This window comes from Desulfurobacterium thermolithotrophum DSM 11699, assembly GCF_000191045.1.
Classification (GTDB): domain Bacteria; phylum Aquificota; class Aquificia; order Desulfurobacteriales; family Desulfurobacteriaceae; genus Desulfurobacterium; species Desulfurobacterium thermolithotrophum.
The window spans coordinates 74,721-97,430 of record NC_015185.1 but is presented as its reverse complement, the minus strand read 5'-3'; the positions used below and the strand labels follow the sequence as shown (position 1 = coordinate 97,430).

The following is a 22,710-nucleotide window of genomic DNA, read 5'->3' as shown; positions in this document are numbered from 1 at the left end:
CTACCTCCTAAGATTTGATTTTATGAAAACTTCTTCTTTTAACTTTAAAACTTTGAGCTTAGTATCAAAAAGATGTTCTACGTTCTCAAGAAATTCCTTTCTTCCACCAGTAAAGAAAAGCCTTCCATTTTTTAATCCTAAAAATTGATCTGCAATATCAACAAGAAAATTAAGATCATGCGCTGTAATAATTACTATTTTTTCTGCTTTTTTTAATTTTTCTATTATTTCAGCAAGGAATGGAAGAACTTTAACATCTAAAAAAGCTGCTGGTTCGTCAAAAAGATAAACGTCAGGGTCAATAAGAAGAAGCCTTGTTATGAGAACCTTTATTCTTTCTCCACCACTAAGAGTAGAAAAAAGTCGATCTTTCAAATGGTATATATTCAATTTCTTTAGATAAGATTCAACCTTTTTAATATCTTCATCAGCCAAAGAAGGAAAAAATCCCTTTAACGGAACGAGTGAAGATAGTAGAAATTCAAAAACTGTATAAGGAAAGGAAATTTCCAATATTTGTGGGAAATAGTTGACTTTTAAAACTCTTTTTCTTGTTGAAAAATTATTTAAGTCTTCTCCATCAAGAGTTATCAGGCCGGAAGACTTTAAGAACCCTCCGATACACCTAAGAAGAGTTGTTTTTCCCGAACCGTTTTTACCTATAAGACCTACTACTGAACCTCTTTTTACTTTGAAGGAAATATCATAAAGTATATTTCGATAAGAGAGATTTTTAACTTCTAACAACAGAGTACCTCCAGACGATGTAAAGAAATGCAGGAACTCCTATGATAGAAGTTATAACGCCTACAGGCAGGACAACTGGAGAGAAGATATTTTTAGCCAACCCTTGAGAAAAAACAAGAATACTACCTCCAAGGATGAAAGACAGAGGTAAAACTTCCTTGTAAAGCCTAAATCCTAAGAATCTAACAGCATGGGGAACAACAATTCCTACAAAACCAATTATTCCAGCTTTTGCAACAAAAAGAGAAACAAAACAGGAAATAACAATGATGTAGAAAAACTTTTCTTTATTTGGTGAAATTCCTGAAAAAAATGAAAGCTCATCTCCAAGGCTTAAAGCATCAAGTCTAAAAGCTACTGGCAAAAAAACTAAAAGAGCAAGTAAAGAGAGAAGTAAATATCTAAGAGCAGTTTCTATTTCTATAGAGGGAATGTAACCAAGAGTAAAAAAGAAAGCATCTTGGACAGAATAAAAAGGAATTACTGCAAAGAGAAATAGTATAAAAGCAGAAAGAAAAGCATTAATTCCTACTCCAAAAAGGAGAATCTTAAGGTTATCCATGAGAAAAAAGCTAACTATAGAAATGAGAAAAACAGTTAAAAGTCCTCCAAGTAGAGCTCCAAATTCTATATTTATTCCCTGCCATGCACTTATCGTTGCTCCTAAAGCCCCTCCGGCAGAAACTCCTAAAATGTAAGGATCTGCCAGAGGGTTTCGAAAGACTCCTTGGAAAATACCCCCTCCCATTCCAAGGAGTCCTCCAACAGAAAAAGCTAATAAGAGCTCTGGAAGTCTAATGTCGATTAAAATAGTTTTGTCAAACGCCGAAAGGTTCCAAAATAAAGAAAAAGCAAAAGAAGATATCACAATTAACAGTAATATTATTTTCTGCAAATATTTTCCTCCACTTCCTCAAGGCTTTTTAAAATCCTGGGACTTGGATGTAAAAGATTATCAGGAGTAACAAAAATAGACTTTATAGAAAACTTTCTTAAAAATTTTTCTGCCAATTTAAGCTTATTTCCCTTAAAGGACAAAAGTGCTAAATCCGGCTTATTCATAACGATAAATTCGTTTGACACAACTCCAAAAGAAATATCAGGAACAACTTTTGCCTTACTTAAACTAAAAATCTCTCCAATAAAACTTTTACTACCAGCAACATAAATAGGTTGAAAGGAAATAAGAATGATTAAATTTTTCCCATTAAGGCAAGTAGATAAAGTCTTTGCTTTTTTTTCTAAAGATTTTATGAATTCCTTTTTCTTTACTTCTCCATTATTAGAAAGAGTATTACCTATAACTTCTATAGCATTTTCTATATCCTTTAAGGAAATAAGTCTTAAAACAATAACTTTAATTCCTAATGTTTCAAGTTTTTTAAGAGTTGCTTTAGGAGTAAGATTTGAAGCTATTACAAGATCAGGATGTAGAGAGTAAATCTTTTCTACATTAGGATTTACAATACCACCTACTTTAACCTTCTTTTTCGCGTCATCAGGATAGTCACAAAAAACAGTATCACCTACAAGTTTGCTATCAGCTCCAACGTAGTAAATAATTTCAGTTATTGCCGGTGAAAGAGAAACTACCTTATTAAATGAATAAGCCGGTAAAACAAGAAGTAAAGCTAATAAAACAGCAAGAAAGTATCTCACCCTTCCTCCTTGTCCCGACCCCCCGCAGGACAAAAGAATCTCAGCGCAGGCCGGTCTCCCGGCTCGCAGGGTTAAATAGGCTTTAACCTTCCCAGAGAGGGAGCTTTCCACCCACACTCTCCAGTGGTTAAAGCCCATTATTTGTTCCCTGCTCACGGTTGCGGGGACAGCGCCGGACTTTCACCGGACTTCCCGTTCACCTGCGCAAGAGAGATTATACTAATTTACGCTTTTTTTTAGGTAAAATAACTCTTACTTCTAAAATCTATATTCTTGGAGAGTGTGAAAAATGTCAAAGTTTCAGTTTGCAAGGATAGATAGGCTTCCTCCTTACGTTTTTGCAGTTGTAAACGACCTAAAAACTAAAATGAGACGTGCAGGAGAGGATATTGTTGATCTTGGAATGGGAAATCCAGACCTGCCAACTCCTCAACACATAGTTGATAAACTCTGTGAAGCTGCTCAAAATCCCAAAAATCATCGCTATTCTCAAACTAAAGGGCTGTTTAAGCTAAGAGAAGCCTTAGCTTTATGGTATAAGAGAAAGTACAACGTCGACCTTGACCCGGAAACAGAGGTTATAACAACAATCGGTTCTAAAGAAGGACTTGCTCATCTTGCCCTTACCCTCATAAATCCTGGAGACGTTGCTATTGTTCCAAGTCCTGCATATCCAATTCATCCTTACTCAATAATCATCGCAGGAGGAGACGTTAGGTCAGTTCCACTAATTCCTGGAGAAGAAGAAGGATTCTTCGAATCAATAGTGAAGGCCTATAAAGAGAGCTGGCCAAGACCAAAACTTTTGATTCTAAACTTTCCACATAATCCAACAACTGCATGTGTTGATCTTCCTTTCTTTGAAAAAATTGTAGATTTTGCAAAGGATAATAACCTCATAGTTATTCAAGATATTGCTTATGCAGAAATATCTTTTGATGGATACGTACCTCCCAGTATTCTTCAGGTAAAAGGAGCAAAAGACGTTGCTGTTGAGTTTTACTCACTCTCAAAAAGTTACTCAATGGCCGGCTGGAGAGTAGGTTTTGCAGCTGGAAACAAAGAAATAATACACGCTCTTTATAGAATGAAAAGCTATCTTGACTATGGAATGTTTCAACCAATACAAATAGCTGCAATTATTGCTTTAAAAGGTGATCAATCCTGTGTTGAAGAGTACAGGAAGGTCTATGGAAGAAGAAGAAATGTCCTTGTTGAAGGTTTAAACAGAATTGGATGGAAAGTAGAAAAACCTAAGGCTACTATGTTCGTTTGGGCTGAAATTCCAGAAAAGTTTCAGTCGATGGGATCTCTTGAATTTGCCAAAATGCTTCTTCTTGATGGTAAAGTTGCCGTCTCTCCAGGAATAGGATTTGGAGAGTATGGAGATAAGTACGTAAGATTTGCTCTTGTTGAAAATGAGCTCCGAATTAAGCAGGCAATTAGAGGAATAAAGAGAGCTTTTGAAAAATATGGACTAAGAAACATAAATGTTTAGGAGATAGTATGGAGAGCTTAAAGGTTGGAATTATCGGTTGTGGAACCGTTGGAAGTGGTGTTGTAAAACTTTTAACGGGAAACAAAAAAGTCATAAGTGAGCGAATAGGTAAGGATATAGAAATAGCTTTTGTTGCAGATAGAGATGTTGAAAAAGTAAAAAGGCTTGGAATCCCTGAGGAGAAAATAGTTGATGATGGATTTAAAGCTCTCAATATTGAGTGTGATGTTGTTGTTGAGCTAATTGGAGGAACAACAATAGCAAAGGACATTGTTTCTCTTGCAATAGAAAAAGGAAAACACGTTGTAACCGCGAATAAAGCTTTACTTGCAGATTATGGAGAAGAATTATTTAAAAAAGCAAAGAAAAAGGGAGTTTCTCTTAAATTTGAAGCAAGTGTTGGAGGAGGAATCCCTGTTATAAAAGCTCTAAGAGAGGGCTTAGTAGGAAATAGAATAAAAAGAATCTACGGAATTATAAATGGAACTGCCAACTACATCTTAACTGAAATGACGGAAAAAGGTATAACTTTTGATGAAGCTCTAAGGAAAGCACAGGAATTGGGATATGCTGAAGCAGACCCAACACTTGACGTAGAAGGGTACGACGCTGCTCACAAGATAGCAATCCTCAGTACACTCTCGTTCTGCAGATGGGTAAAGACTGAAAACGTTTATGTTAGAGGAATAAAAGACATTACACCCGTTGATATAGAGCTCGCCCGTGAATTTGGCTACAAAGTAAAGCTTCTTGCAATTTCAAAGCTCGTCGATGAAGAGTTAGAAGTTAGAGTCCATCCGACAATGATTCCAGAAGACCACATTCTCTCAAACGTTAACGGCGTTTTCAATGCCTGTCTGATAGAGGGAGACTTCGTTGGAGATACTCTCTACTACGGAAAAGGAGCAGGAGAAAAGCCAACTGCAAGCGCAGTTGTCAGTGATATTGTAGATATTGCAATTGGAAATAAATACTTTGTTCCAGAATGTCTCTTTAAAGAAGGTGATAAACCTAAGATAAAAGCTCCTGAAGAGTTTATCTCAAGTTTTTACCTAAGATTTACAGCAGTTGATAAACCAGGAGTTCTTGCAAAAATTTCTAAAATCCTTGCAGATTATGGAATAAGTATAAAGATGGCTCTTCAAAAGAGCATCAACATTAACGGTGGTGTTCCTGTTGTAATGACAACTCATCCAGCCTGTAAGAGCAATGTTCAAAAAGCAATTGAAGAGATAGACAAACTTGACGTTATTTTAAAACCAACATTTGTTTGCATGATAGAGGAGCTTTGAAAATGATAATAGTAGCACTTGATTTTGACTCTAAGGAAAAAGCACTTTCATTGGTTGACAGGATAAAAGGGAAGATAAGCCACTTTAAAGTGGGATTGGAGCTCTTTTCAAGGTGCGGAATAGAAGTAGTAAAGGAAATTTCATATAAAAACTGTAAAGTTTTCCTCGATCTTAAATACCACGACATACCAAATACTGTGAAATCTGCTGCTAAAGTAGCAGTTGAAGCCGGTGTCTGGATGTACAACATCCACGCTCTTGGCGGTTTTGAGTTTATGAAATCGGTAGCTGAGTTCAACAAAGAATATGCTCAAAAAATTGGAGTTGAAAGACCACTCCTCATTGCTGTTACAATCCTCACAAGCATGGGAAATGAGGATTTGAAACAAATCGGAATTAATACAGATGTTGAAACAGAGGTCCTAAAACTTGCAGAGCTGGCAAAAAAGGCGGGACTCGACGGTATCGTCTGCTCAGCAATGGAAGTAAAGAAAATAAAAGAAAACCTTGGAGAAGACTTTTTGACCGTTACTCCTGGAATCAGACCGGCCTGGGCATCAAAGGATGACCAGAAGAGAATCGTAACACCAGCAGATGCTGTGAAACTGGGAACCGATTACATGGTTATTGGAAGACCAATAACAAGAGCGGAAGACCCAAAAGAGGCAGCAGAAAAAATACTGGAAGAGATAAATTCGTAATTCTTGAGGAGGATTTGGTTTGTTAAAAGCTTATTACAAACGTAAAGGCATCAGATTGTACCTTGATGATGCTTTAAATGTCCTTGATAAGATACCTGACGAATCTGTTGATATGGTATTCGCCGATCCACCGTATAACCTTTCTAATGATGGTTTTACATGCCATGCAGGAAAAAGAGTAAGTGTAAATAAAGGCGAGTGGGATAGAAGCCAAGGTTTTGAGAAAGATTTTAATTTTCATTATCAATGGATAGAAAAGTGTAAAAGAATTTTAAAACCAAACGGAACTATATGGATTTCCGGAACTTATCATTCCATTTATCTTTGTGGATTTTCTCTCCAGAAACAAGGTTGGCACATAATAAATGAAATTTGCTGGTATAAGCCAAATGCTTCTCCCAACTTAAGTTGTAGGATGTTTACTGCAAGTCATGAAACTCTCTTATGGGCAAAGAAAAAGAAAGAAGCTAAACACACTTTTAATTATGATCTTGCCAAGAACGGAAGTTGGGAAGAAGATTTACTTAAGAAACCCAATAAACAAATGAGAAGTGTATGGGCAATACCTACTCCTAAAAAATGGGAAAAAAGATATGGAAAACATCCTACTCAAAAACCGGAACTTTTGTTAAAAAGGATCATCCTCTTGACAACTAAACCGGGCGATATAGTCCTCGATCCGTTTTGCGGTAGCGGAACAACCGGAGTAGTCGCTATTAGATATGGAAGGAGATTCGTTGGAATAGACTTTAATGAAGAATATCTTAAAGACCTTGCAATACCAAGAATAGAAGATGAGCTCAAAGCTAAGCAAATAAATCGTGAAAGATTTCTCAAAGAAGAAAAGGAAATAGAATACGACGCCAACAATTACTTTGAAGGGGTATTTACATAATGTCTTGCCTTAATCTCTATGGAAATACAGAAAAATTCTTTGATTATTTTTTCAGAACTCTAAAAGACAACATTAATACATGGGATTATTTTGTAAACTGGAATAAAGTTAGAGAAAATTTGAGAAAGATAGAAAAAGAACTTCATCTTTTAGATTACTTGATTGGAAAGAAAAACTTAGAAGATGAATTAAAATCTCTTATACGTGAGTATCCTAAGGTTACTCGAGCTATTCCTTATCTGATTGCTCTACGGAAAAATAGAATTCAACTTTTAACAGATATAAAAAGCTTTCAATACAGAAACTTCAACTTTGGAAAGGAAGAATACTCAGAAGGAGAAATAGACAAAATAGTTGAGTTTTTTGTCAAATGCGGATTGAAAGAAGTTTTTCAAACAGAAATAAAAAATGTTGCAGATTACGTCTTTGGAGTAGAAGTAGGTCTTGATAGTAACGGTAGAAAAAATAGAACAGGAAAATTGATGGAGAGTATTGTTGAATTCTTCATAAGGGACATTACAAACGAGCTGAATGCTGATTTTATCTCTCAAGCTAATAGAGAAAAAATAAAGAAAAAATGGAATTTAGAAGTTAAGCTGGATAAAGCTGATAGAAGAATTGATTTTGCTGTCCTTTACCAGGATACCCTATTTTTCATTGAAGTAAACTTTTATTCCGGAGGAGGTTCAAAGTTAAAATCCACTGCCGGTGAATACATAGAGATAAGTAAATTCTGGAAGGAACAAGAAATAATTTTTGTATGGATCACTGATGGAAAAGGCTGGCTCTCAGCAAAAGCTCCTCTAATAGAGTACTTTGAGAAATCAAATTACCTTTTGAACCTTGAAATGTTGAAAGAAGGATGTCTAAAAGAAGTAATTCTAAAAGAAACGAAAAATTAATTTAATCCAAATCGGAAATATTTATTTCTTCTCTTACAATGCAGTATCTTTTGCCACCAAGTCTTCCAACAATTCCTTTTTGAGTTTCAAGGATAGAAGGCTCATAGTGAATTGCAACAACCTCGCCAATAACCAAATCCATTGGCGTATCGCCAATTTCAACGATTTCCTGACATCTACATTCAAGGGCTGCTGGAACACCTTTTACCCTTGGAGGTTTAACCATCAAGGAGGGTTCAAGAGCTATCCCAATCTTTTCGGCTTCACTCTCTTCAGGTGGAAAGTCGTTCCCTGTCTCAACCATTTTATTGAGAAACTCTTCACTGACAACGTTTATTACAAACTCTCCAGTTTCCCTGATGTTCCTTCCGGTGTCTTTTCGGGTTCCATCTTTTCTCTTTCCGATTGAGACAACAACTATAGGAGGCTTCGTTGTCACTGCATTATAGAAGGAAAAGGGAGCCAGATTAACGACTCCCTCATTTGAAACGGTTGTAATCCAGGCTATGGGTCTTGGAACAACTGTATTGAAAATAAGTTTACTAATCAATTTCTGATCGGTTTCCCCAACTTTTGCTACTTTCATTAGCCGTTAAACTCCTCTTTGTTAAGAAGTTTTACTGTAAATGTAAGAGCTTCTCCTGCAAGAGGATGATTATGGTCTATAGTTACAGTTTCATCGTTAAAATCAAGAACTGTAACCATTACTGTTTGTCCATCTGGAGTTTGACCGTAAAGAACGCCTCCCTTTTGGAGCTCTACTCCCTGAAAATACTGTCTTGGTAACGTTTCTATGAGTTCTTCTCTTCTTTCTCCGTAAGCTTCCTGAGGAGAAAGTGTAAAAGTTTTCTCTTCACCAACTTCCATTGAGGAAACTTCCCTTTCAAAGCCTGGAATTACTTCGTTTCTTCCACTTACAAACCTGAAAGGTTCTCTTCCCTGGCTTGTGTCAATTACTCTCCCTTCGGAGTTTCTTAAAGTGTACTCAACTGTGTAGATGTAATTCATCTTCTCTCCTTAAAATTTTTTTAACCACTATACTATAGATTTTGATAAGTTTCCATAGCTGCAGATACTGAATCACCAAACTTAAAGTTTCTGTATCCAAGCTCATAAAGTGCAAACTCAACAACCTCAAGGCCTGTCAGGATGTCAAATATATCAACGTATCCCATGTGAGAAAGTCTAAAAATCTTCCCTTTCAGATGTTCCTGACCACCGGCAATTGTAATTCCGTATTTTTCTCTAGCGATTTTCACGATATCCTGACCGTTAATTCCTTTTGGTGAAAGAACTGCTGTAACACCGTTTGCAGGATTTTCAGAAAGAAGTTCAAGTCCAAGAGCTCTAACACCAGCCCTTGTGGCTTGTGCAAGTCTTTCGTGTCTCTTTGCAACGTTTTCAAGTCCTTCTTCTTCGATCATCTTAAGAGCTTCATTTAAAGCAACAACAAGATTTACTCCTGCAGTATAGGCAGTTTGTCCACTTTGTTGTTTCTTAAGTTCCTTTTTTAAGTCAAAGTAGTAGCTTCTTGTTTCTACTTCTAATAGTCTTTTTTGTGCTTTTTCGTTTAGAGAAATAATTGCAAGTCCTGGAGGTGTCATCAAAGCTTTCTGAGAACCTGTTATTCCAACATCAATTCCCCACTCATCTGTAGGAATGTCATAAACCCCGTAGGCTGTTATTCCGTCTGCTATAAGAAGAACGTCAGGATAATTTTTAAGGAGATCTCCAATACCTTTGACATCGTGTATTGTTCCTGTGGAAGTTTCACAGATCTGAACGAGAACGCCCTTAACGTCTGAGTTTGCTTTTAAAGCTTCTTCAATATCCTCTAATCTAACACTTTTTCCCCACTCAACCTCAATAACTATTGGTTTTACCCCAAAAGTTTCGCAGAGCTCTTTCCATCTCTCTCCAAACTTACCACCAACAACGACAACTGCACTATCTCCAGGATTAAAAAGATTTGTAACTGCAGCTTCCATTGCCCCAGTTCCTGAAGACGTAAGAATGAGAACTTCTCCTTCTGTTCTAAAAAGTTTTTTTAGTCTTTTTCTTGCTTCAAGAAAAATTTCCTTAAACTTAGGAGAGCGGTGGTACAAAGTAGATTTTCCCAAAGCCTCAAGAACTCTTTCTGGTACCACTGTTGGACCTGGTGTTAAAAGTCTTTGCTTTATCGGTTTCAAAGCTAACCTCCTAGTATAATTTTTATCCAATTACTTTTAAAAACTTCATGACTATTGTTTTTTCTCCATAATTAGCAAAAAAAGCAGTCACTTTTGCACTTTCTCCAACTCCTTCTACTCTCTTTACTACTCCTTTTCCAAACTTTTGATGAAATACTAATTTAGGTTTTTTCTTCTGGACAACTTCAAAATCAATAGCGTTTCTTCTTTCACTTTCTTTTTTAGCAACTTTTCTTTTTACCTCTTTAATTAGATGTGTCGGGACTTCATCTAAAAACCTTGACTTTCTCGTATCCTTATAACTTCCAAAACTTCTCCTCTTTTTAGCATAGGAAAGAGAAAGGAGCCTTTTAGCTCTTGTTATTGCAACGTAAAAAAGTCTTCTTTCCTCTTCTATCTCTTCCTTTGTATCAAGACTTTTTATGTGAGGGAAAAGACCTTCTTCAAGTCCTGTGATAAAGACAATGGGAAATTCCAAACCTTTTGAAGCGTGAACGGTCATGAGAGTAACCTTTTCATCTTCTTCATCTAACTCATCCTGGTCAGAAGAAAGAGTAATCGTGCTTAAAAACTCTAAGTAAAGATCTTCTCCTTGAAGTTTTTCTCTTTCTGAAAACTCTTGAATTGTGTTACCAAGCTCTTTTATGTTTTCAACTCTAGATTCCCAATCTTCTGGATGCTCTTTTCGAAGATACTTCTCATACCCTATTGAAACAGTGATGAACTTAATAAGATCATAAGGTTTTAGGTTATAAAGCTTTTTTCTAATTTCCTCAACTATATCTATCAAGTCCTCAATTGCCTTTTTTTGCTTTTCCATTCTCAATTCATCAGAAAGAAGCTTTAAAGCTCCAATATTAGAAGTTTCCTGTTGAAGAATTTCTTTCAATTTCTTTTCTACGGCAGAGCCTAGTCCTCTTTTAGGAACATTCAAAATTCGAAGGAGAGAAATAGTATCCTTTTCAAATAAAACCACTCTTAAATAGGCTATAATGTCTTTAATTTCCTTTCTTTCGTAAAACTTTAACCCGCCAACAATTTTATAAGATATGCCTTCCCTTCTTAAAGCGTCTTCAACTACCCTTGATTGTGAGTTCGTTCTATAAAAAATAGCAATGTCAGCTGGCTTTACTCCCTTTTTCAAAAATTGTTTAACCGTTTTTGAAACAAACCTTGCCTCATCAACGTCACTTTCTGCAACGTAAAGTCTTATTGGTTCTCCTGCGGGATTGTCTGTGTAAAGTTTTTTTCCCTTTCTCAGCTTGTTATTTTCAATTACTGCATTTGCAGCATCAAGGATTACCTTTGTACAACGATAGTTTTTCTCAAGCTTTATTATTTTTGCATTTTGAAAGTCTTTTTCAAATGAAAGAATGTTTTCTATATTTGCTCCTCGCCACGTGTAAATACACTGGTCTTCATCTCCTACAACGCAGATATTCCCTTTATCCTTTGTTAGAGCTCTTGCAATCTCATACTGAATTCTGTTTGTATCCTGGTACTCATCTATGAGAACGTACTGGAAAAAGTCAGAATACTTTCTTTGGAGTTCTTCACTCTTTAAAAGCTCTCTTCCATAAATCAGCAAGTCATCAAAGTCAAAAGCGTTATTTTCCTTCAGTCTTTTGTTGTAAATTTCAAATATATCTTTGATTCTATCGTAATAAGTGGTCATACTCTCTGGAGAATAAAGGCCATTTTTTATGTTGCTTATAACAGATGCTATGGCCGAAGGATTGTAGAGTTCAGAATCAAGGTTCATGTCCCTTATTATTTCTCTTACTAATCTCTTTTTGTCATCTGTATCAAGAATTAAAAAGTTTGGCTGATAACCAACTCTTACGCTGTGAGTTCTTAAAAGTCTTACACAAAAAGAGTGAAAAGTAGATACAAGAACTGGAGCTGAATTTCCAACTAACTTCTCCACTCTTTCTTTCATTTCTTTAGCAGCTTTATTTGTAAATGTAACTGCCAGAATTCTTTCAGGTTTATATCTTAATTTCTCAATCATGTAGGCAATCTTATATGTAATGACTCTTGTCTTCCCAGAACCTGCTCCTGCTAAGATTAAAAGAGGAGAATCAAAATAAGTTACTGCTTTCTTTTGCTGAGGATTTAAACCTTTTAATAAACTCTCCAACTATCCACTCCTTAGAAAAACTAATTAATACGCTCGGAGTATCATACTCCAAATAGAAAAGCTATTTTACGACTTTCTGCCCAAAACCTCCTCCGCCAGGAGTTTCTATTCGTAAAACATCTCCTTTGGAAAGTTTCTCCGTAAACTTTCCATCTTTTCTAATCTTTTCTCCATTTTTAATAATCCAGTTCTCTCCAGTTCTTCCTGGTTCACCGCCAAAGAGTCCATAAGGTGGAACTCTTCTTCTTTCAGAGATAACTGTTACCTCAACATCTGTCAGAAATTTGAATTCCCTTACGATTCCATTACCACCTTTAAAAAGTCCGTCTCCTCCAGAATTCCTTCTTACAGAGTATTCAGTAACTAAGAATGGATAGGCAAACTCAAGCGCTTCAACAGGGGTGTTCAGCGTATTTGTCATGTGGGAGTGGATTGCGCTCTCTCCATCGCCTTTAGCAGAAGCTCCCATGCCACCGCCAATTGTTTCATAGTAGGTAAAGGGAGCTCCTGTTTCTGGATTAAATCCGCCGATCGTTACGTTGTTCATTGTTCCCTGGCTAGCAGCGGGAATAAAGTCTGGAAGAGCTTCAGAGAGAGCTCCCAGCAGAACATCAACAATCCTTTGTGAAGTCTCAACGTTTCCCGCAGAAACAGCGGCAGGGAATTTAGCATCAACAATTGTTCCCTCTTTTGTAATTACCTCAACAGGAGCTAAACAGCCAGCATTTGTTGGAATATCTTCCTTAACAAGACACCTAAAAACATAAAGAACTGCTGAAAGAGTTATTGCTTTTACGCTGTTTATGCTTCCTTCAACCTGAAAGTCAGACTCGGAAAAGTCAACTAAAGCTTGCTCTCCATCTATGGTTAGTTTCACTTTTATCTTTATGTCACTGTTTCCTGAACCGTCATCTTCCATAAAGTCCTCAAATTCATAAACACCATCTGGAATTGATTTTATAGTTTCTCTCATAATTCTTTCTGAGTAACTAATCAAAGCTTTGCTGTAACCTTTAACAGTTTCTAAAGAGTATTTATTTATGAGCTCCTTTAATCTCTTTATTCCAACCCTATTTGCCATAATTTGGGCGGCAAAGTCTCCTTCTCTTTCTTCTGGAGTTCTAACGTTAGCTTTTATGAAATCAAGGAGTTTTTCATCAATCTCTCCATTTTCAACAATTTTTACTGGCGGAATTATCAATCCTTCTTGAAAAATAGAGTTTGAAAGAGGCATCGAACCGGGAGAAATTCCTCCAATGTCTGCATGGTGAGCTCTGTTTGCAACGTAAAAGGCTGGTTTATCTCCACCGGTATAAACAGGAGCAACGATTGTAATATCGGGTAGATGTGTTCCTCCCCTGAAAGGGTCATTGAGAATTGCCATGTCCCCTTCTTTTAATTCTAAACTCTCAATAACTGACTTAACCGACAAAGGCATTGAACCAAGGTGGACAGGAATGTGTGCAGCCTGAGCCACCATTTCTCCATTTTCATTAAAAATGGCACAGGAGAAGTCTCTTCTTTCCTTTATATTGGGAGAAAATGAAGTTCTCTGGAGGACAACACCCATCTCCTCGGCAATAGAGGAAAACCTATTTTTAAATATCTCAAGAAGAATTGGATTTACGTTCTGCAATTTGTCTTCCTCCGAAAAATTTACAGGGATGTTACATAATCGGTAACTGTTTTAATGAAGAAATTTTTAATGCTATTCCATTCGACATCGATATCTTTGTAACTTTCCAGTTCTGCTTCTTTAAAGTACGTTAAAGCTTTTAAAAAAGCAGGTTCAGGAAACACATTTCCGTACTTTTCCTTACAAAAAGTTATTATTTTTTCTAGTTCCCAGTTATTTTTCTTTATCAAAAAGTAAAGATCAAAAAAATCTTTTTTGCTTCCTCTTTGAATAACTGCAACTGCTTTCATAGCTGCTATATCTTCATCAGAAGCAACATATATACCCAGCTTTTCAAACCTGTCTGGAAATTTTAAAACAGGATAAGGATACTCAAAAAAGCTAAATTTCACACTGTTTAGATAAAAGATCAATGTATCACTTTTTAACTCTTCCACTTTCAAGAATTCTGATGGAATTTTTTGTATTCGTCTAAAAAAATCAAGGTTTTTATTTTGGGAAAAGCTAAAAAAATCGAAATCATCAGATTCTCTATGTCCGTATCTGATGAGTAAAGCTGTACCCCCTGCAAGATAAAATCCTTCAGTAATTCCAGATTTTACAAGTTTCTCTAAAACTTCTCTCTGCTTTTCTTTTAATCTCTTCATTGGAAATCCCTAAGATAATCTTCCAAAAGTTTCTGTTGACCCTGTTAAACAGGTTATAGTGTTTTAAAAAAACCTCTTTTAAGTAGTCTCTTTTATAATCATGGAAAACTTTCTTCGGATGGTCATACATCATTCTTCTTGCTACAAGTACACTTTTAGTTCTATTTTTATCCCACGAATATTTTAATTCCTCACTATTGAGTTTTTCACTTTCTGCTGCAAAAGCTCGCAACCTTATTTTCCTCCGAAGGTTCGATTCTTAATCTATCTTTCCCTTTTAGAAATGACAACAATAGTAGCGAGAAAAATTCAGACTTCAATAATTAAGTTTTTATACTCATCTACAAAAGCCTTTGCAAAAGGCGGAATCACAGTTGTTGAGCTGTACTCAACAACAATAGCAGCTCCCTCTATCCTGTTTCCGGGAAGGAGCTTTTCTCTATTATAAACAGAGGTTTCTATCCACTTTCCATCAAAGTAAACTTTTCTCTTCTCTAAGAGAGCTCCTTCTGGAACTTTTTCTGAAACAAGATTGAATTTCTTCAATTCCGGCTTTTCTGTTTCTCCAATTGCTCTTATTCTCACGTTGACAACTTCAACTTCCATCTTCCGACTGGAGTATCCATAAACCCTCTCATGTTCTTTGTGAAAGGCTTCAATAAAGTCATCTACAAATGGGACAATTAGCTCGAAGGATTGTCCTTTGTACCTCATATCAAGATATTTCTCTACTTTTATTTTATTTTCTGAAATCCCCTCTCTCTTTAAGTCTTCGACAGCCCTTTCTTCAAGAACTTTAAAGAACCTTTCAATGTTTTCTCTGTTTACACTTTTGCCTGTAAGCATGACTGTTAGGGAGTAGTCTTTAACAATATCTGAAAGAACCATTCCCATTGCAGAGAGGATTCCCGGATTCTGAGGGACGATAACTCTTGGAATGCCCAGCGCTTTTGCAAGGAAAGCAGCGTGAAGACCTCCAGCACCTCCAAAAGAGAAAAGGGAAAACTCCTGAGGATTGTAACCCCTTTCTACAGAAATTACTCTAATAGCTTTTTCCATTTTTGTATTGGCAATATTTAAAATCCCTTCTGCAAGCTCTAAGGGAGTAATCCCTGCTTTCTTTGCCATTTCCTCAAAGTATGGAACAATCCTTTCAAATTGGAGTTTCATATTCCCACCGAGGAAGTAATCAGAAATAAGCCTTCCAATGAAAAGGTTTGCATCTGTTATCGTTATCTCCTCTCCTTTACCGTAGCAGATAGGACCTGGGTCTGCGCCGGCACTTTCAGGTCCTACGGTTAAAGCTCCTCCAGAATCAATCCTTGCAATAGAACCTCCGCCAGCACCAACTGTGTGAATGTCAATTACCGGAACTTTTACGGGATATCCTTCTATTTTTGACTCTGTTGTTATGATAGGTTTTTCATCTATCAGAGACACATCCGTTGATGTCCCACCCATGTCAAAGGTTATAAGTTTTTCGTATCCTGCCAGTTTTCCTATTTTCCACGCTCCAGCAACACCACCAGCAGGTCCCGAAAGGATTGTCCTGACAGGCTGCTCCTTTACAGTCTCAGAGGAGATAACTCCACCGTTTGACTGCATAATTCGGAGTCTGTCTTCCTTACCTAAGTGGTTCTCAAGGAAAGAGATGTAACCTTTCATTTTCGGCATAACGTAGGCGTTTATTACGCTAGTGGAGCTCCTCTCATACTCCCTGAACTCAGGAACAATTTTGCTTGAGATAGAAACCTCAAATCCAAGTTTCTTCAAAACCCTCTCAACTATCTCTTCATGCTCGGGGTTAAGAAAAGAAAAAAGGAATGAAACAGCTACAGACTCAACACCTTTCTCCTTTAAAATTTTTGCAACTTTTTCTATTTCTGCTTCGTCCAATTTTTCAATTTCTTCACCTGTATAAATGATTCTTCCTTTAACGCCAAAAGAGAGCTCTTTTTGAACAAGGGGAGGATTTTTTCTGTAGTGAAGGTCATAAAGCTTTTCTCTATTTTGCCTTCCTATAAAGAGAATATCCTCAAATCCTTTATTAGTTATGAAAGCCGTTTTTGCTCCCTTTCTTTCAAGAACCGCATTTGTTGCGACAGTCGAACCATGAGTAATGTTTTTTGGTTTATCCTTTGCAATTTTTTCAATTCCAAAAAGGACAGCCTTTGCTGGATTTTCAGGAGTTGAAAGAGTTTTAAAAACTCCCCACTTATCACCGTCTTTATAGATGAAATCAGTAAAAGTCCCACCTGTATCAACGCCTATGATGACCATTTCTTACCTCGTAAGTTGATAAAAAATTGAAAAACTCCTGTAGATAAAATGATAGCAGTATCTCTTAAAATCGTAAGAAATTCAAATAATTTTCTTTTTCACAAGAGTAGGAGCAGTTACTTTCTCTTTTTCTGAAATTATGTAAGCTGACAGGAACTTTTCCAAAAACTTTTCTGGATTTCCTCTGCTGTAGTAAATCTCTCCTATAGGTTCTCCTTCTTCTACATAATCCCCAATCTTTTTGAAAAACCTTAATCCAACAGAGTAATCAATTTTATCAAGAGCTCTTCTTCTCCCACCGCCGAGCTCTATAACAAGATAACCGAGCTGTTCGCCGTTTATATGGGTTATGTAGCCAGAGACTGGAGCTCTTACTTCCATCTTTTTCTCTGCAACTTTTACACTAGGAGCTCCACCAAGGTACTCAATCCATCGGATAAATCGCTCTACTGCCTTTCCAGAAAGAATTATTTCCGTTGCTCTCTTTTTTCCATCTTTAAAACTTCCATAACCTGTAAGCTCAAAGAGGGCTCCGACTAAGGAGGAAGTAACTTCTAACAAATCTTTTGAAATATCTCCGGAAAGGGCATCAATTGATTCCTTTACTTCAAGAGCATTTCCAGCATATCTTCCAAGGGGCTGGTTCATTTCGGTTATCAGAGCTCCAGCTTTTTTTCCCGTAGAGCTTAGAGACATTCACGAGTCCTTCAGCTAATTCTGTGGCTTCATTTATAGTTTTCATAAATGCACCGCTTCCTACCTTTACATCAAAAACTATTGCTTCTGTGTTGACTGAAAGTTTTTTACTGAGAATGCTTGAAACGATGAGAGGAATACTTTCAACTGTTGAGGTAGCGTCCCGTAAAGCGTATATCTTTTTATCTGCTGGAGCTATTTTTTCTGTTTGAGCAGATATTGAAAACCCAAACCTTTTAACAACATCAGTTATCTCCGTATCTGTAAGCTCCACTTTCATTCCAGTACTTTCAAGCTTATCAATTGTCCCTCCAGTAAATCCTAAAGCTCTTCCGGCAAGTAGTGGAGCTTTAAATCCCATTTCTGCAAGTACCGGAGCTATAATAAGAGAAACTTTATCCCCTATTCCTCCTGTACTATGTTTATCAACAGCTATTCCATTAATGTTAAGCTCAATAGTTTTTCCACTCTTTAACATTGATTTCGTAAGAGGTGAACTACTCCTCATTGAAATGAGGAGCTTCCCGCTTCAACGAGTGCGCTCGCACTCTCTGCGGGCGTAAGTTCGGGTCGTTCCAACCCTACCGCTCGTAAGGTGAGCGACCCCGCTACCAGTCCCCTCCCCGCATCCACCGTTCATTAGGTAGGTGGATGGGCCGTCTACTAGTAGCACACCCGGCCTATTCACTTGTTCAAAGACCAGTAGGCTTGGTTATCGCCTTGCGTAAATTATATCAAACAACGGCTTACGCCGTGCGCTGTATCTCCCCTTTGAAAAGGAGAGGATTAGCGCAAAATTCTTCCTAAAGTTTCTTCGTAATCAAGTCCTTGAAAGTAAACAGCCATAAGAAAAGCTGCCATTTGATAATCCGGAGTTACTCCCAAAGTGTAAGAATTAACTACAAACTCTATTTCTTCTTTTGAAAGCTTCTCGCCATTTCTTTTTTTTCTTATGAGCTCTTTAAAAATCATATCTTTCTCAAGATTAAGTTATCATAAGCATTAAATTGATTACCATGTTTACCAAAGGAACAAGTATCCAATTAAGTAGAGGGCTTATGACAAGAATAATGAGGATTATTGGACCATAAGGTTCTATTTTCTTATAAGAGTAGTAAAGTTTCGGTGGTAGGAGTGCTTCCAGTATCTTTGAGCCATCAAGTGGTGGAATAGGTAAAAGGTTAAAGATTCCAAAGGCAACGTTTATGAATATGCTGTACTTAAAAATTAAAAACAACGGTTCTGATACGTTAAATGGCAAAGAGGAAAAAGGAAAATACTTAAGAACTAAAACACTAACAAAGGCACTTAGAAAGTTTGCTAAAGGTCCTCCAGAAGCAACAAGGATTTCTCCTTTACGGGGATCTATTCTAAAATTATTAGGATTTACCATTACAGGTTTTGCCCATCCAAAGTGAACAAGAACCAAAGCTAGGAAACCTATAATATCAAGGTGTGCAAACGGATTTAAGGTTAGTCTTCCCGTTATCTTAGGTGTCGGATCTCCCAACTTATAGGCTATATATCCATGAGCAAATTCATGAATTGTTATAGCCCAAAGGATTGCTGGTAAAGCAATTAAAAAGTTCATTATCCACTCGTGCAAATGAAACCTCCTTTATAAACCTTATTTATCACTATTCACTACTTAATTATTTTTTCTTCCACTACTTCACTAAAGGGTTCAACTTCTGTAAATATCTGACCTTGGAATCTATAAAACTGACATCTTGGATCAAGCCAACAATTTGGAGGAAGACCTGCTTTTACACAGGTTTGAGAAAGAAACTCTTCTTCACTCCATCCCCACTCAATAGGAACCTGTGGAAGCAAAAGACCACTGGCAAGGCCACACCTAACAATCAAACCATCTCTCCCAACTTTTATCTCTTCTGGAAGTCTTTCAGGAGGAACATCTAAAGGCTCAGGTGGAGTTAAAACGGTTACCTCCACCAAAATATCTCTTAATTCTTCTGGTCTTACTGGATAAAACCTTGGATCTCTTGTAGCTGCAGAAATTGCAGCATCTATTGTTGCAAAAACCAAAGGCATTACAGGTTCAGGATATCCTATACAACCTCTAAGTTCCATTGACGGATACCTTTTTAAAGTAACAAAAACTCCTCTTTCTTCAAAAAGCCTTGAAGGTGTATTTTCGGGAGGATCAATCTTTATTCCAAAATTTAAATAATCTTCAATAGTTTTTCTTGCAAGTTTAACTAAAAATTTCCCTTCTTTGAGAGTTAAAAGTTCCATGTTTTCCTCTAAATACGGTTTAAACTTTAAACATTAATTTAAATAAAGTCATTCCGGAAATGGTAGCTACCAAGCATAAGATAACGTTTAAAAAGACGTTTAAGAATGCTTTTTGGTAAAGACCTTCTTGGATCAAGATAACAGTTTCGTAACTAAAAGTTGAGAAAGTAGTTAGAGCTCCTAAAAAACCTGTAATGAAAACTGCTTTCCACTCAGGAGCTATTATGTTTTCAAATAACATTGCTAAAAATCCTATTAAGAAGCTTCCAAAAACGTTAACGGCAAGAGTTCCAACAGGAAAAGAAATACCAAAAAATTTTTGAACAAATCCTGAAATAAGAAACCTTGATATAGCTCCTAAGAATCCTCCAATGCCTACATAGAGGAAAATCATATTTTTACTCCTACTTCTCTTATCATCTTTTCCGTAATTATTTCGATTGCTTTTTCTCTTGTTTGGTCAAAATCGATATTTTCAACTATAGGAATGTTTTTTTCTGCAGCTGTTTTATAAAGGTAATCCTGTATAAGTCTTATCGCTTTAAAATTTCGCAAGTATTTTTTGCTAGTTCTTTGGGAAACTTTTTCACGAGATTTGAAGCGACTTTTATGTATTTCTTCATCAAGAGTCGTAAGTATCAGGTGAATTACGTAAGCTTTCTCCTTTAACCTATCAAAAACACCAGGAATAAGGTGAATTCCTTCAACGATAAGACTTATATTTTCTTTAATGGCTCTGTTTATTACTGCTTCAACTCCAGTGAGGACTTTTTCAGTCTGATCAAGAAAGCCGTAAAGTATCTTTTGCTCCTTTTCCATCTCTCCAAATTTATAAACGACATCACCTGCTTCGTAACTTGAAACGTGAATAGAAGGAACAAGCTCTTTTGAAATCATCTTCCTCATAACTTCTCTAATAGAGTCTGTCGAAGCCATTCTGTTAATTTCAAGAATTCCCGCAAGCTCTGCTGCAAGTTTTGATTTCCCAACTCCTGTAGCTCCACCTATTAAAATTATTACGGGTTTATCTAATCTTTTCATTTGACGCCAAAGAAGATATCTTTGAGCGTACTCTTTTCCAAGTTTTCTTTTTAAAAATTTAACCGTAATATCACGGAGCTCAGCTCTTTTTATTCTGAATTTTCCCTTTCGTCTTAGATAATCTGCAATTCTTTTAGCAATTTCAAAAGCTTCTTGAGTATCTACTCCTGCAGACCTAATAGATCCAGCAAGAATGCCTCTTGAGAAGGGCACAAAAGTTTTTCCGTCTGCCTCTACAACTAATATTTCTTTTTCTTCTACAAGCTGTTTGTATTTTTCTGCAATTTTTTTACCGTACTGGTTTTTTAAAACCTTGAAAACAAGATTTGTGAGATCTTCAGAAGTTATTGTACCTTTAAACTTAGCAGCAACCTCGTCAGCAATGTTATAAGCCTCATTTATTGAAAGACCGGTTTTAGTAAGAGACCGAACAAGAACACCTTTTGAAAAAGGATACTTTTCTCCCGAACTATCTATTACGTACCGTTTTCTCTTTTCTTTTTTCGCCATACTTATAAATCTTCCTGATAAGTTTTAAATGATGATTATAACTTTTTGAAAACAAATGCCTACCGTCTTCTGCAACAAAGTAAAGGTAGGAAGTTTTCTTTGGGAACATTGCAGCTTCTATCGATTCTAGTCCTGGATTACAAATAGGTGTTGGAGGAAGCCCTTTCGTATAATAGGTATTATACGGAGAAGGAAACAATGTATCTCCTTTGTGAAGCTTCCTTTTTTCTATTCCTACTAAACGGTAAGAGTAGTAAACTGTAGGGTCGCACTGAAGTCTCATTCCTTTTATAAGTCTATTGTAAATAATTCCTGCTATTATAGGCTTTTCCTCTGGTATAGATGTTTCCTTTTCAACTATGGAAGCTACTGTTAATATTTTCTCTTTGTTGACTTTTCCAAGTCCTTTTTTTACAATTATTGGTGGATTGTATCCTTCAAAGAGCGGCTCTACCTTCTTTTTAAAGTTTTCTACAGCTATTTTCAAAACTTCTTCACAATTTGCACTTTCTTTTACGTAGTAAGTATCTGGAAAAACATAACCTTCCAAAAATTTTAGTTTTAGAGAATTCAGAAAATTTCTATCTTTTGATAGTTTTATTACTTCTCCTTTCTTACAGAAACCCTTTTCACTAAGAATTCTGTCTACATCAAAAATATTGGCTCCTTCTGGTATAGTAAACTTAGTAAGGCAAGGAGTTCCTTTTGTAAGTTCTTGAATTATTTCTATGGGTGAATACTCTCCCTTTAGTCTATAACAACCTGCTCTTATAGGAATATGATTAAAACGAATCCAAAAGTAAAGAATTTTATCGTTTTCTATGACTTTTAAATTTTTTAGTTTTTCAAGCACTTTTTTTATTTTTTGATTTCTTTCAATTTTTAAAGAAAAATCAACTTGTTTTTTTTCGTTAAGAGATTTACGAATATAAGAAAAAACAAAAAAAACTCCCAAGATAAAAATAAAGACAAAAACTAAAAACCTTTTCACTTTTTTAACTTCTCCATGGCGCAAATTAACCTTTGGAACGCAGTAAAGTTAGATAAAATAGCAAGAATAGATAGAAACTCTACTAAAAAACCAGTTAAAAAACCTGCAAGAAGAATGAAAAACCTTTCAGGTCTTTCAAGTAGCCCAACTTTACACTCTAAGCCTAAGGACTCTGCTTTTGCCCTTGCATAACTTGTTGCAAAAGAACCAACAATGGAAAGAAGAGAAAAAATAAAAAGATTAAAGTCTTGAAGATAAAACCCGAGTGTAGCAATTCCTGCAAGAGGGAAAAAATCTGCATATCTATCTAAAAAAGAATCAAGAAAAGAACCAAAGTTTGTTGTCTTACCGTTAACCCTTGCAATAATTCCATCAAGCATGTCACAAAGACCAGAAATAGTAAAAAAAATTATTCCAAGGGTAAGATTACTAAAAGCTATAGCAATACCTGAAAAAATAGAGAAAAGAAAACCTAAAATTGTAATAACATTGGGAGATACTCCTATTGAACCTGCCAGTTCCGCAAAAGGTTTAAGGAACTCTTGAATCTTTAGCTTTATATCTGTAGAACTAATCATTATCCTTTTCCTTGTGATTGTTAGGGAAAATTATAAATTAATCTTAACTAAA

Annotated in this window: 25 protein-coding genes and 1 riboswitch; of the genes, 5 read left to right on the top strand and 20 right to left on the bottom strand. The window is 36.2% G+C overall.

Annotated features, from left to right (window positions below; translation table 11 throughout):
• The 3 genes from DESTER_RS00540 to DESTER_RS00530 are packed head-to-tail and all read right to left on the bottom strand — an operon-like array spanning position 1 to position 2,406.
• A complete protein-coding gene (locus tag DESTER_RS00540; protein ID WP_013637726.1) occupies positions 1 to 747 on the bottom strand; it encodes an ABC transporter ATP-binding protein in 747 nt (248 codons plus the stop codon).
• The gene (locus tag DESTER_RS00535) at positions 734 to 1,642 is read right to left on the bottom strand and encodes a FecCD family ABC transporter permease (protein WP_013637725.1); all 909 of its coding nucleotides are present in this window, start codon (positions 1,640 to 1,642) and stop codon (positions 734 to 736) included. Before DESTER_RS00535 ends, DESTER_RS00540 begins: the two co-directional genes overlap by 14 nt.
• Complete coding sequence (locus tag DESTER_RS00530; protein WP_013637724.1) at positions 1,630 to 2,406, bottom strand: helical backbone metal receptor; 777 nt, start codon at positions 2,404 to 2,406, stop codon at positions 1,630 to 1,632. Before DESTER_RS00530 ends, DESTER_RS00535 begins: the two co-directional genes overlap by 13 nt.
• A gap of 31 nt (positions 2,407 to 2,437) precedes the next feature.
• A riboswitch (cobalamin riboswitch) is annotated at positions 2,438 to 2,625 on the bottom strand.
• A 70-nt stretch (positions 2,626 to 2,695) separates the two neighbouring features.
• On the opposite strand from DESTER_RS00530, the gene alaC reads away from it, so the two are divergent.
• Genes alaC through DESTER_RS00505 form a run of 5 tightly spaced genes read left to right on the top strand, consistent with a single transcriptional unit; the run spans position 2,696 to position 7,694 of the window.
• The gene (gene alaC / locus DESTER_RS00525; protein WP_013637723.1) at positions 2,696 to 3,904 is read left to right on the top strand and encodes an alanine transaminase; all 1,209 of its coding nucleotides are present in this window, start codon (positions 2,696 to 2,698) and stop codon (positions 3,902 to 3,904) included.
• A gap of 8 nt (positions 3,905 to 3,912) precedes the next feature.
• Positions 3,913 to 5,196 carry a homoserine dehydrogenase gene (locus DESTER_RS00520; protein WP_013637722.1) on the top strand — a complete coding sequence of 428 codons (1,284 nt, stop codon included), beginning with the start codon at positions 3,913 to 3,915 and terminating at the stop codon, positions 5,194 to 5,196.
• Between the two features lie 2 nt (positions 5,197 to 5,198).
• Positions 5,199 to 5,897, top strand: coding sequence for an orotidine-5'-phosphate decarboxylase (gene pyrF / locus DESTER_RS00515; protein ID WP_013637721.1), 699 nt, complete (start codon positions 5,199 to 5,201; stop codon positions 5,895 to 5,897).
• A 19-nt stretch (positions 5,898 to 5,916) separates the two neighbouring features.
• Positions 5,917 to 6,792 carry a DNA-methyltransferase gene (locus tag DESTER_RS00510; RefSeq protein ID WP_013637720.1) on the top strand — a complete coding sequence of 292 codons (876 nt, stop codon included), beginning with the start codon at positions 5,917 to 5,919 and terminating at the stop codon, positions 6,790 to 6,792.
• Positions 6,792 to 7,694 carry a type II restriction endonuclease gene (locus DESTER_RS00505; protein WP_013637719.1) on the top strand — a complete coding sequence of 301 codons (903 nt, stop codon included), beginning with the start codon at positions 6,792 to 6,794 and terminating at the stop codon, positions 7,692 to 7,694. Before DESTER_RS00510 ends, DESTER_RS00505 begins: the two co-directional genes overlap by 1 nt.
• A 1-nt stretch (position 7,695) precedes the next feature.
• On the opposite strand, the gene DESTER_RS00500 is transcribed toward DESTER_RS00505, so the two are convergent.
• The 17 genes from DESTER_RS00500 to DESTER_RS00425 form a co-directional block, all read right to left on the bottom strand.
• Entirely contained in the window at positions 7,696 to 8,280 is a 585-nt protein-coding gene (locus tag DESTER_RS00500; protein WP_013637718.1) for a flavin reductase family protein, read from the bottom strand.
• The gene (locus DESTER_RS00495) at positions 8,280 to 8,702 is read right to left on the bottom strand and encodes an FKBP-type peptidyl-prolyl cis-trans isomerase (protein WP_013637717.1); all 423 of its coding nucleotides are present in this window, start codon (positions 8,700 to 8,702) and stop codon (positions 8,280 to 8,282) included. Before DESTER_RS00495 ends, DESTER_RS00500 begins: the two co-directional genes overlap by 1 nt.
• 32 nt (positions 8,703 to 8,734) lie before the next feature.
• On the bottom strand, positions 8,735 to 9,883 hold the full coding sequence (locus DESTER_RS00490) for a pyridoxal-phosphate-dependent aminotransferase family protein (protein WP_013637716.1): 1,149 nt from the start codon (positions 9,881 to 9,883) through the stop codon (positions 8,735 to 8,737).
• A gap of 22 nt (positions 9,884 to 9,905) precedes the next feature.
• Positions 9,906 to 12,023, bottom strand: a complete 2,118-nt coding sequence (locus DESTER_RS00485; protein WP_013637715.1) for an ATP-dependent helicase — start codon at positions 12,021 to 12,023, stop codon at positions 9,906 to 9,908.
• A 61-nt stretch (positions 12,024 to 12,084) separates the two neighbouring features.
• Positions 12,085 to 13,659, bottom strand: a complete 1,575-nt coding sequence (locus DESTER_RS00480) for a hydantoinase B/oxoprolinase family protein (RefSeq protein WP_013637714.1) — start codon at positions 13,657 to 13,659, stop codon at positions 12,085 to 12,087.
• 20 nt (positions 13,660 to 13,679) lie between these two features.
• Positions 13,680 to 14,306 carry a nucleotidyl transferase AbiEii/AbiGii toxin family protein gene (locus DESTER_RS00475; RefSeq protein WP_013637713.1) on the bottom strand — a complete coding sequence of 209 codons (627 nt, stop codon included), beginning with the start codon at positions 14,304 to 14,306 and terminating at the stop codon, positions 13,680 to 13,682.
• Positions 14,242 to 14,538 carry a hypothetical protein gene (locus DESTER_RS00470; protein ID WP_013637712.1) on the bottom strand — a complete coding sequence of 99 codons (297 nt, stop codon included), beginning with the start codon at positions 14,536 to 14,538 and terminating at the stop codon, positions 14,242 to 14,244. The genes DESTER_RS00475 and DESTER_RS00470 overlap by 65 nt, the downstream gene beginning before the upstream one ends.
• Positions 14,539 to 14,615: 77 nt before the next feature.
• On the bottom strand, positions 14,616 to 16,586 hold the full coding sequence (locus DESTER_RS00465) for a hydantoinase/oxoprolinase family protein (RefSeq protein ID WP_013637711.1): 1,971 nt from the start codon (positions 16,584 to 16,586) through the stop codon (positions 14,616 to 14,618).
• Between the two features lie 81 nt (positions 16,587 to 16,667).
• A complete protein-coding gene (locus DESTER_RS07965) occupies positions 16,668 to 17,282 on the bottom strand; it encodes a hypothetical protein (protein ID WP_083801940.1) in 615 nt (204 codons plus the stop codon).
• Positions 17,194 to 17,790 (bottom strand): hypothetical protein, encoded by a 597-nt coding sequence (locus tag DESTER_RS07960; RefSeq protein ID WP_083801939.1) that lies wholly within the window; start codon positions 17,788 to 17,790, stop codon positions 17,194 to 17,196. The genes DESTER_RS07965 and DESTER_RS07960 overlap by 89 nt, the downstream gene beginning before the upstream one ends.
• A gap of 278 nt (positions 17,791 to 18,068) precedes the next feature.
• Positions 18,069 to 18,254: a hypothetical protein gene (locus DESTER_RS00455; protein ID WP_041737293.1), complete on the bottom strand. Its 186-nt coding sequence runs from the start codon at positions 18,252 to 18,254 to the stop codon at positions 18,069 to 18,071.
• 13 nt (positions 18,255 to 18,267) lie between these two features.
• Positions 18,268 to 18,888 carry a site-2 protease family protein gene (locus tag DESTER_RS00450; protein ID WP_013637710.1) on the bottom strand — a complete coding sequence of 207 codons (621 nt, stop codon included), beginning with the start codon at positions 18,886 to 18,888 and terminating at the stop codon, positions 18,268 to 18,270.
• Between the two features lie 38 nt (positions 18,889 to 18,926).
• Complete coding sequence (locus DESTER_RS00445) at positions 18,927 to 19,538, bottom strand: TIGR00296 family protein (protein WP_013637709.1); 612 nt, start codon at positions 19,536 to 19,538, stop codon at positions 18,927 to 18,929.
• A gap of 19 nt (positions 19,539 to 19,557) precedes the next feature.
• Positions 19,558 to 19,932 carry a fluoride efflux transporter CrcB gene (crcB, locus tag DESTER_RS00440; protein WP_013637708.1) on the bottom strand — a complete coding sequence of 125 codons (375 nt, stop codon included), beginning with the start codon at positions 19,930 to 19,932 and terminating at the stop codon, positions 19,558 to 19,560.
• Positions 19,929 to 21,089 carry an ATP cone domain-containing protein gene (locus tag DESTER_RS00435; protein WP_013637707.1) on the bottom strand — a complete coding sequence of 387 codons (1,161 nt, stop codon included), beginning with the start codon at positions 21,087 to 21,089 and terminating at the stop codon, positions 19,929 to 19,931. The genes crcB and DESTER_RS00435 overlap by 4 nt, the downstream gene beginning before the upstream one ends.
• The gene (gene mltG / locus DESTER_RS00430; RefSeq protein ID WP_041737291.1) at positions 21,049 to 22,080 is read right to left on the bottom strand and encodes an endolytic transglycosylase MltG; all 1,032 of its coding nucleotides are present in this window, start codon (positions 22,078 to 22,080) and stop codon (positions 21,049 to 21,051) included. Before mltG ends, DESTER_RS00435 begins: the two co-directional genes overlap by 41 nt.
• Positions 22,077 to 22,658 carry a CDP-alcohol phosphatidyltransferase family protein gene (locus DESTER_RS00425; RefSeq protein ID WP_013637705.1) on the bottom strand — a complete coding sequence of 194 codons (582 nt, stop codon included), beginning with the start codon at positions 22,656 to 22,658 and terminating at the stop codon, positions 22,077 to 22,079. The genes mltG and DESTER_RS00425 overlap by 4 nt, the downstream gene beginning before the upstream one ends.
• Positions 22,659 to 22,710 lie beyond the last annotated feature (52 nt).

What these genes read in the sequence shown, in the direction of transcription:
- alaC (WP_013637723.1), top strand. Translation starts at nt 2,696, where the DNA reads ATGTCAAAGTTTCAGTTTGCAAGGATAGATAGGCTTCCTCCTTACGTT.
- DESTER_RS00520 (WP_013637722.1), top strand. Translation starts at nt 3,913, where the DNA reads ATGGAGAGCTTAAAGGTTGGAATTATCGGTTGTGGAACCGTTGGAAGT.
- pyrF (WP_013637721.1), top strand. Translation starts at nt 5,199, where the DNA reads ATGATAATAGTAGCACTTGATTTTGACTCTAAGGAAAAAGCACTTTCA.
- DESTER_RS00505 (WP_013637719.1), top strand. Translation starts at nt 6,792, where the DNA reads ATGTCTTGCCTTAATCTCTATGGAAATACAGAAAAATTCTTTGATTAT.
- DESTER_RS00500 (WP_013637718.1), bottom strand. Translation starts at nt 8,280, where the DNA reads ATGAAAGTAGCAAAAGTTGGGGAAACCGATCAGAAATTGATTAGTAAA.
- DESTER_RS00495 (WP_013637717.1), bottom strand. Translation starts at nt 8,702, where the DNA reads ATGAATTACATCTACACAGTTGAGTACACTTTAAGAAACTCCGAAGGG.
- DESTER_RS00475 (WP_013637713.1), bottom strand. Translation starts at nt 14,306, where the DNA reads ATGAAGAGATTAAAAGAAAAGCAGAGAGAAGTTTTAGAGAAACTTGTA.
- DESTER_RS00465 (WP_013637711.1), bottom strand. Translation starts at nt 16,586, where the DNA reads ATGGTCATCATAGGCGTTGATACAGGTGGGACTTTTACTGATTTCATC.
- DESTER_RS07965 (WP_083801940.1), bottom strand. Translation starts at nt 17,282, where the DNA reads ATGTCTCTAAGCTCTACGGGAAAAAAAGCTGGAGCTCTGATAACCGAA.
- DESTER_RS07960 (WP_083801939.1), bottom strand. Translation starts at nt 17,790, where the DNA reads ATGAGGAGTAGTTCACCTCTTACGAAATCAATGTTAAAGAGTGGAAAA.
- DESTER_RS00455 (WP_041737293.1), bottom strand. Translation starts at nt 18,254, where the DNA reads ATGATTTTTAAAGAGCTCATAAGAAAAAAAAGAAATGGCGAGAAGCTT.
- DESTER_RS00445 (WP_013637709.1), bottom strand. Translation starts at nt 19,538, where the DNA reads ATGGAACTTTTAACTCTCAAAGAAGGGAAATTTTTAGTTAAACTTGCA.
- crcB (WP_013637708.1), bottom strand. Translation starts at nt 19,932, where the DNA reads ATGATTTTCCTCTATGTAGGCATTGGAGGATTCTTAGGAGCTATATCA.
- DESTER_RS00435 (WP_013637707.1), bottom strand. Translation starts at nt 21,089, where the DNA reads ATGGCGAAAAAAGAAAAGAGAAAACGGTACGTAATAGATAGTTCGGGA.
- DESTER_RS00425 (WP_013637705.1), bottom strand. Translation starts at nt 22,658, where the DNA reads ATGATTAGTTCTACAGATATAAAGCTAAAGATTCAAGAGTTCCTTAAA.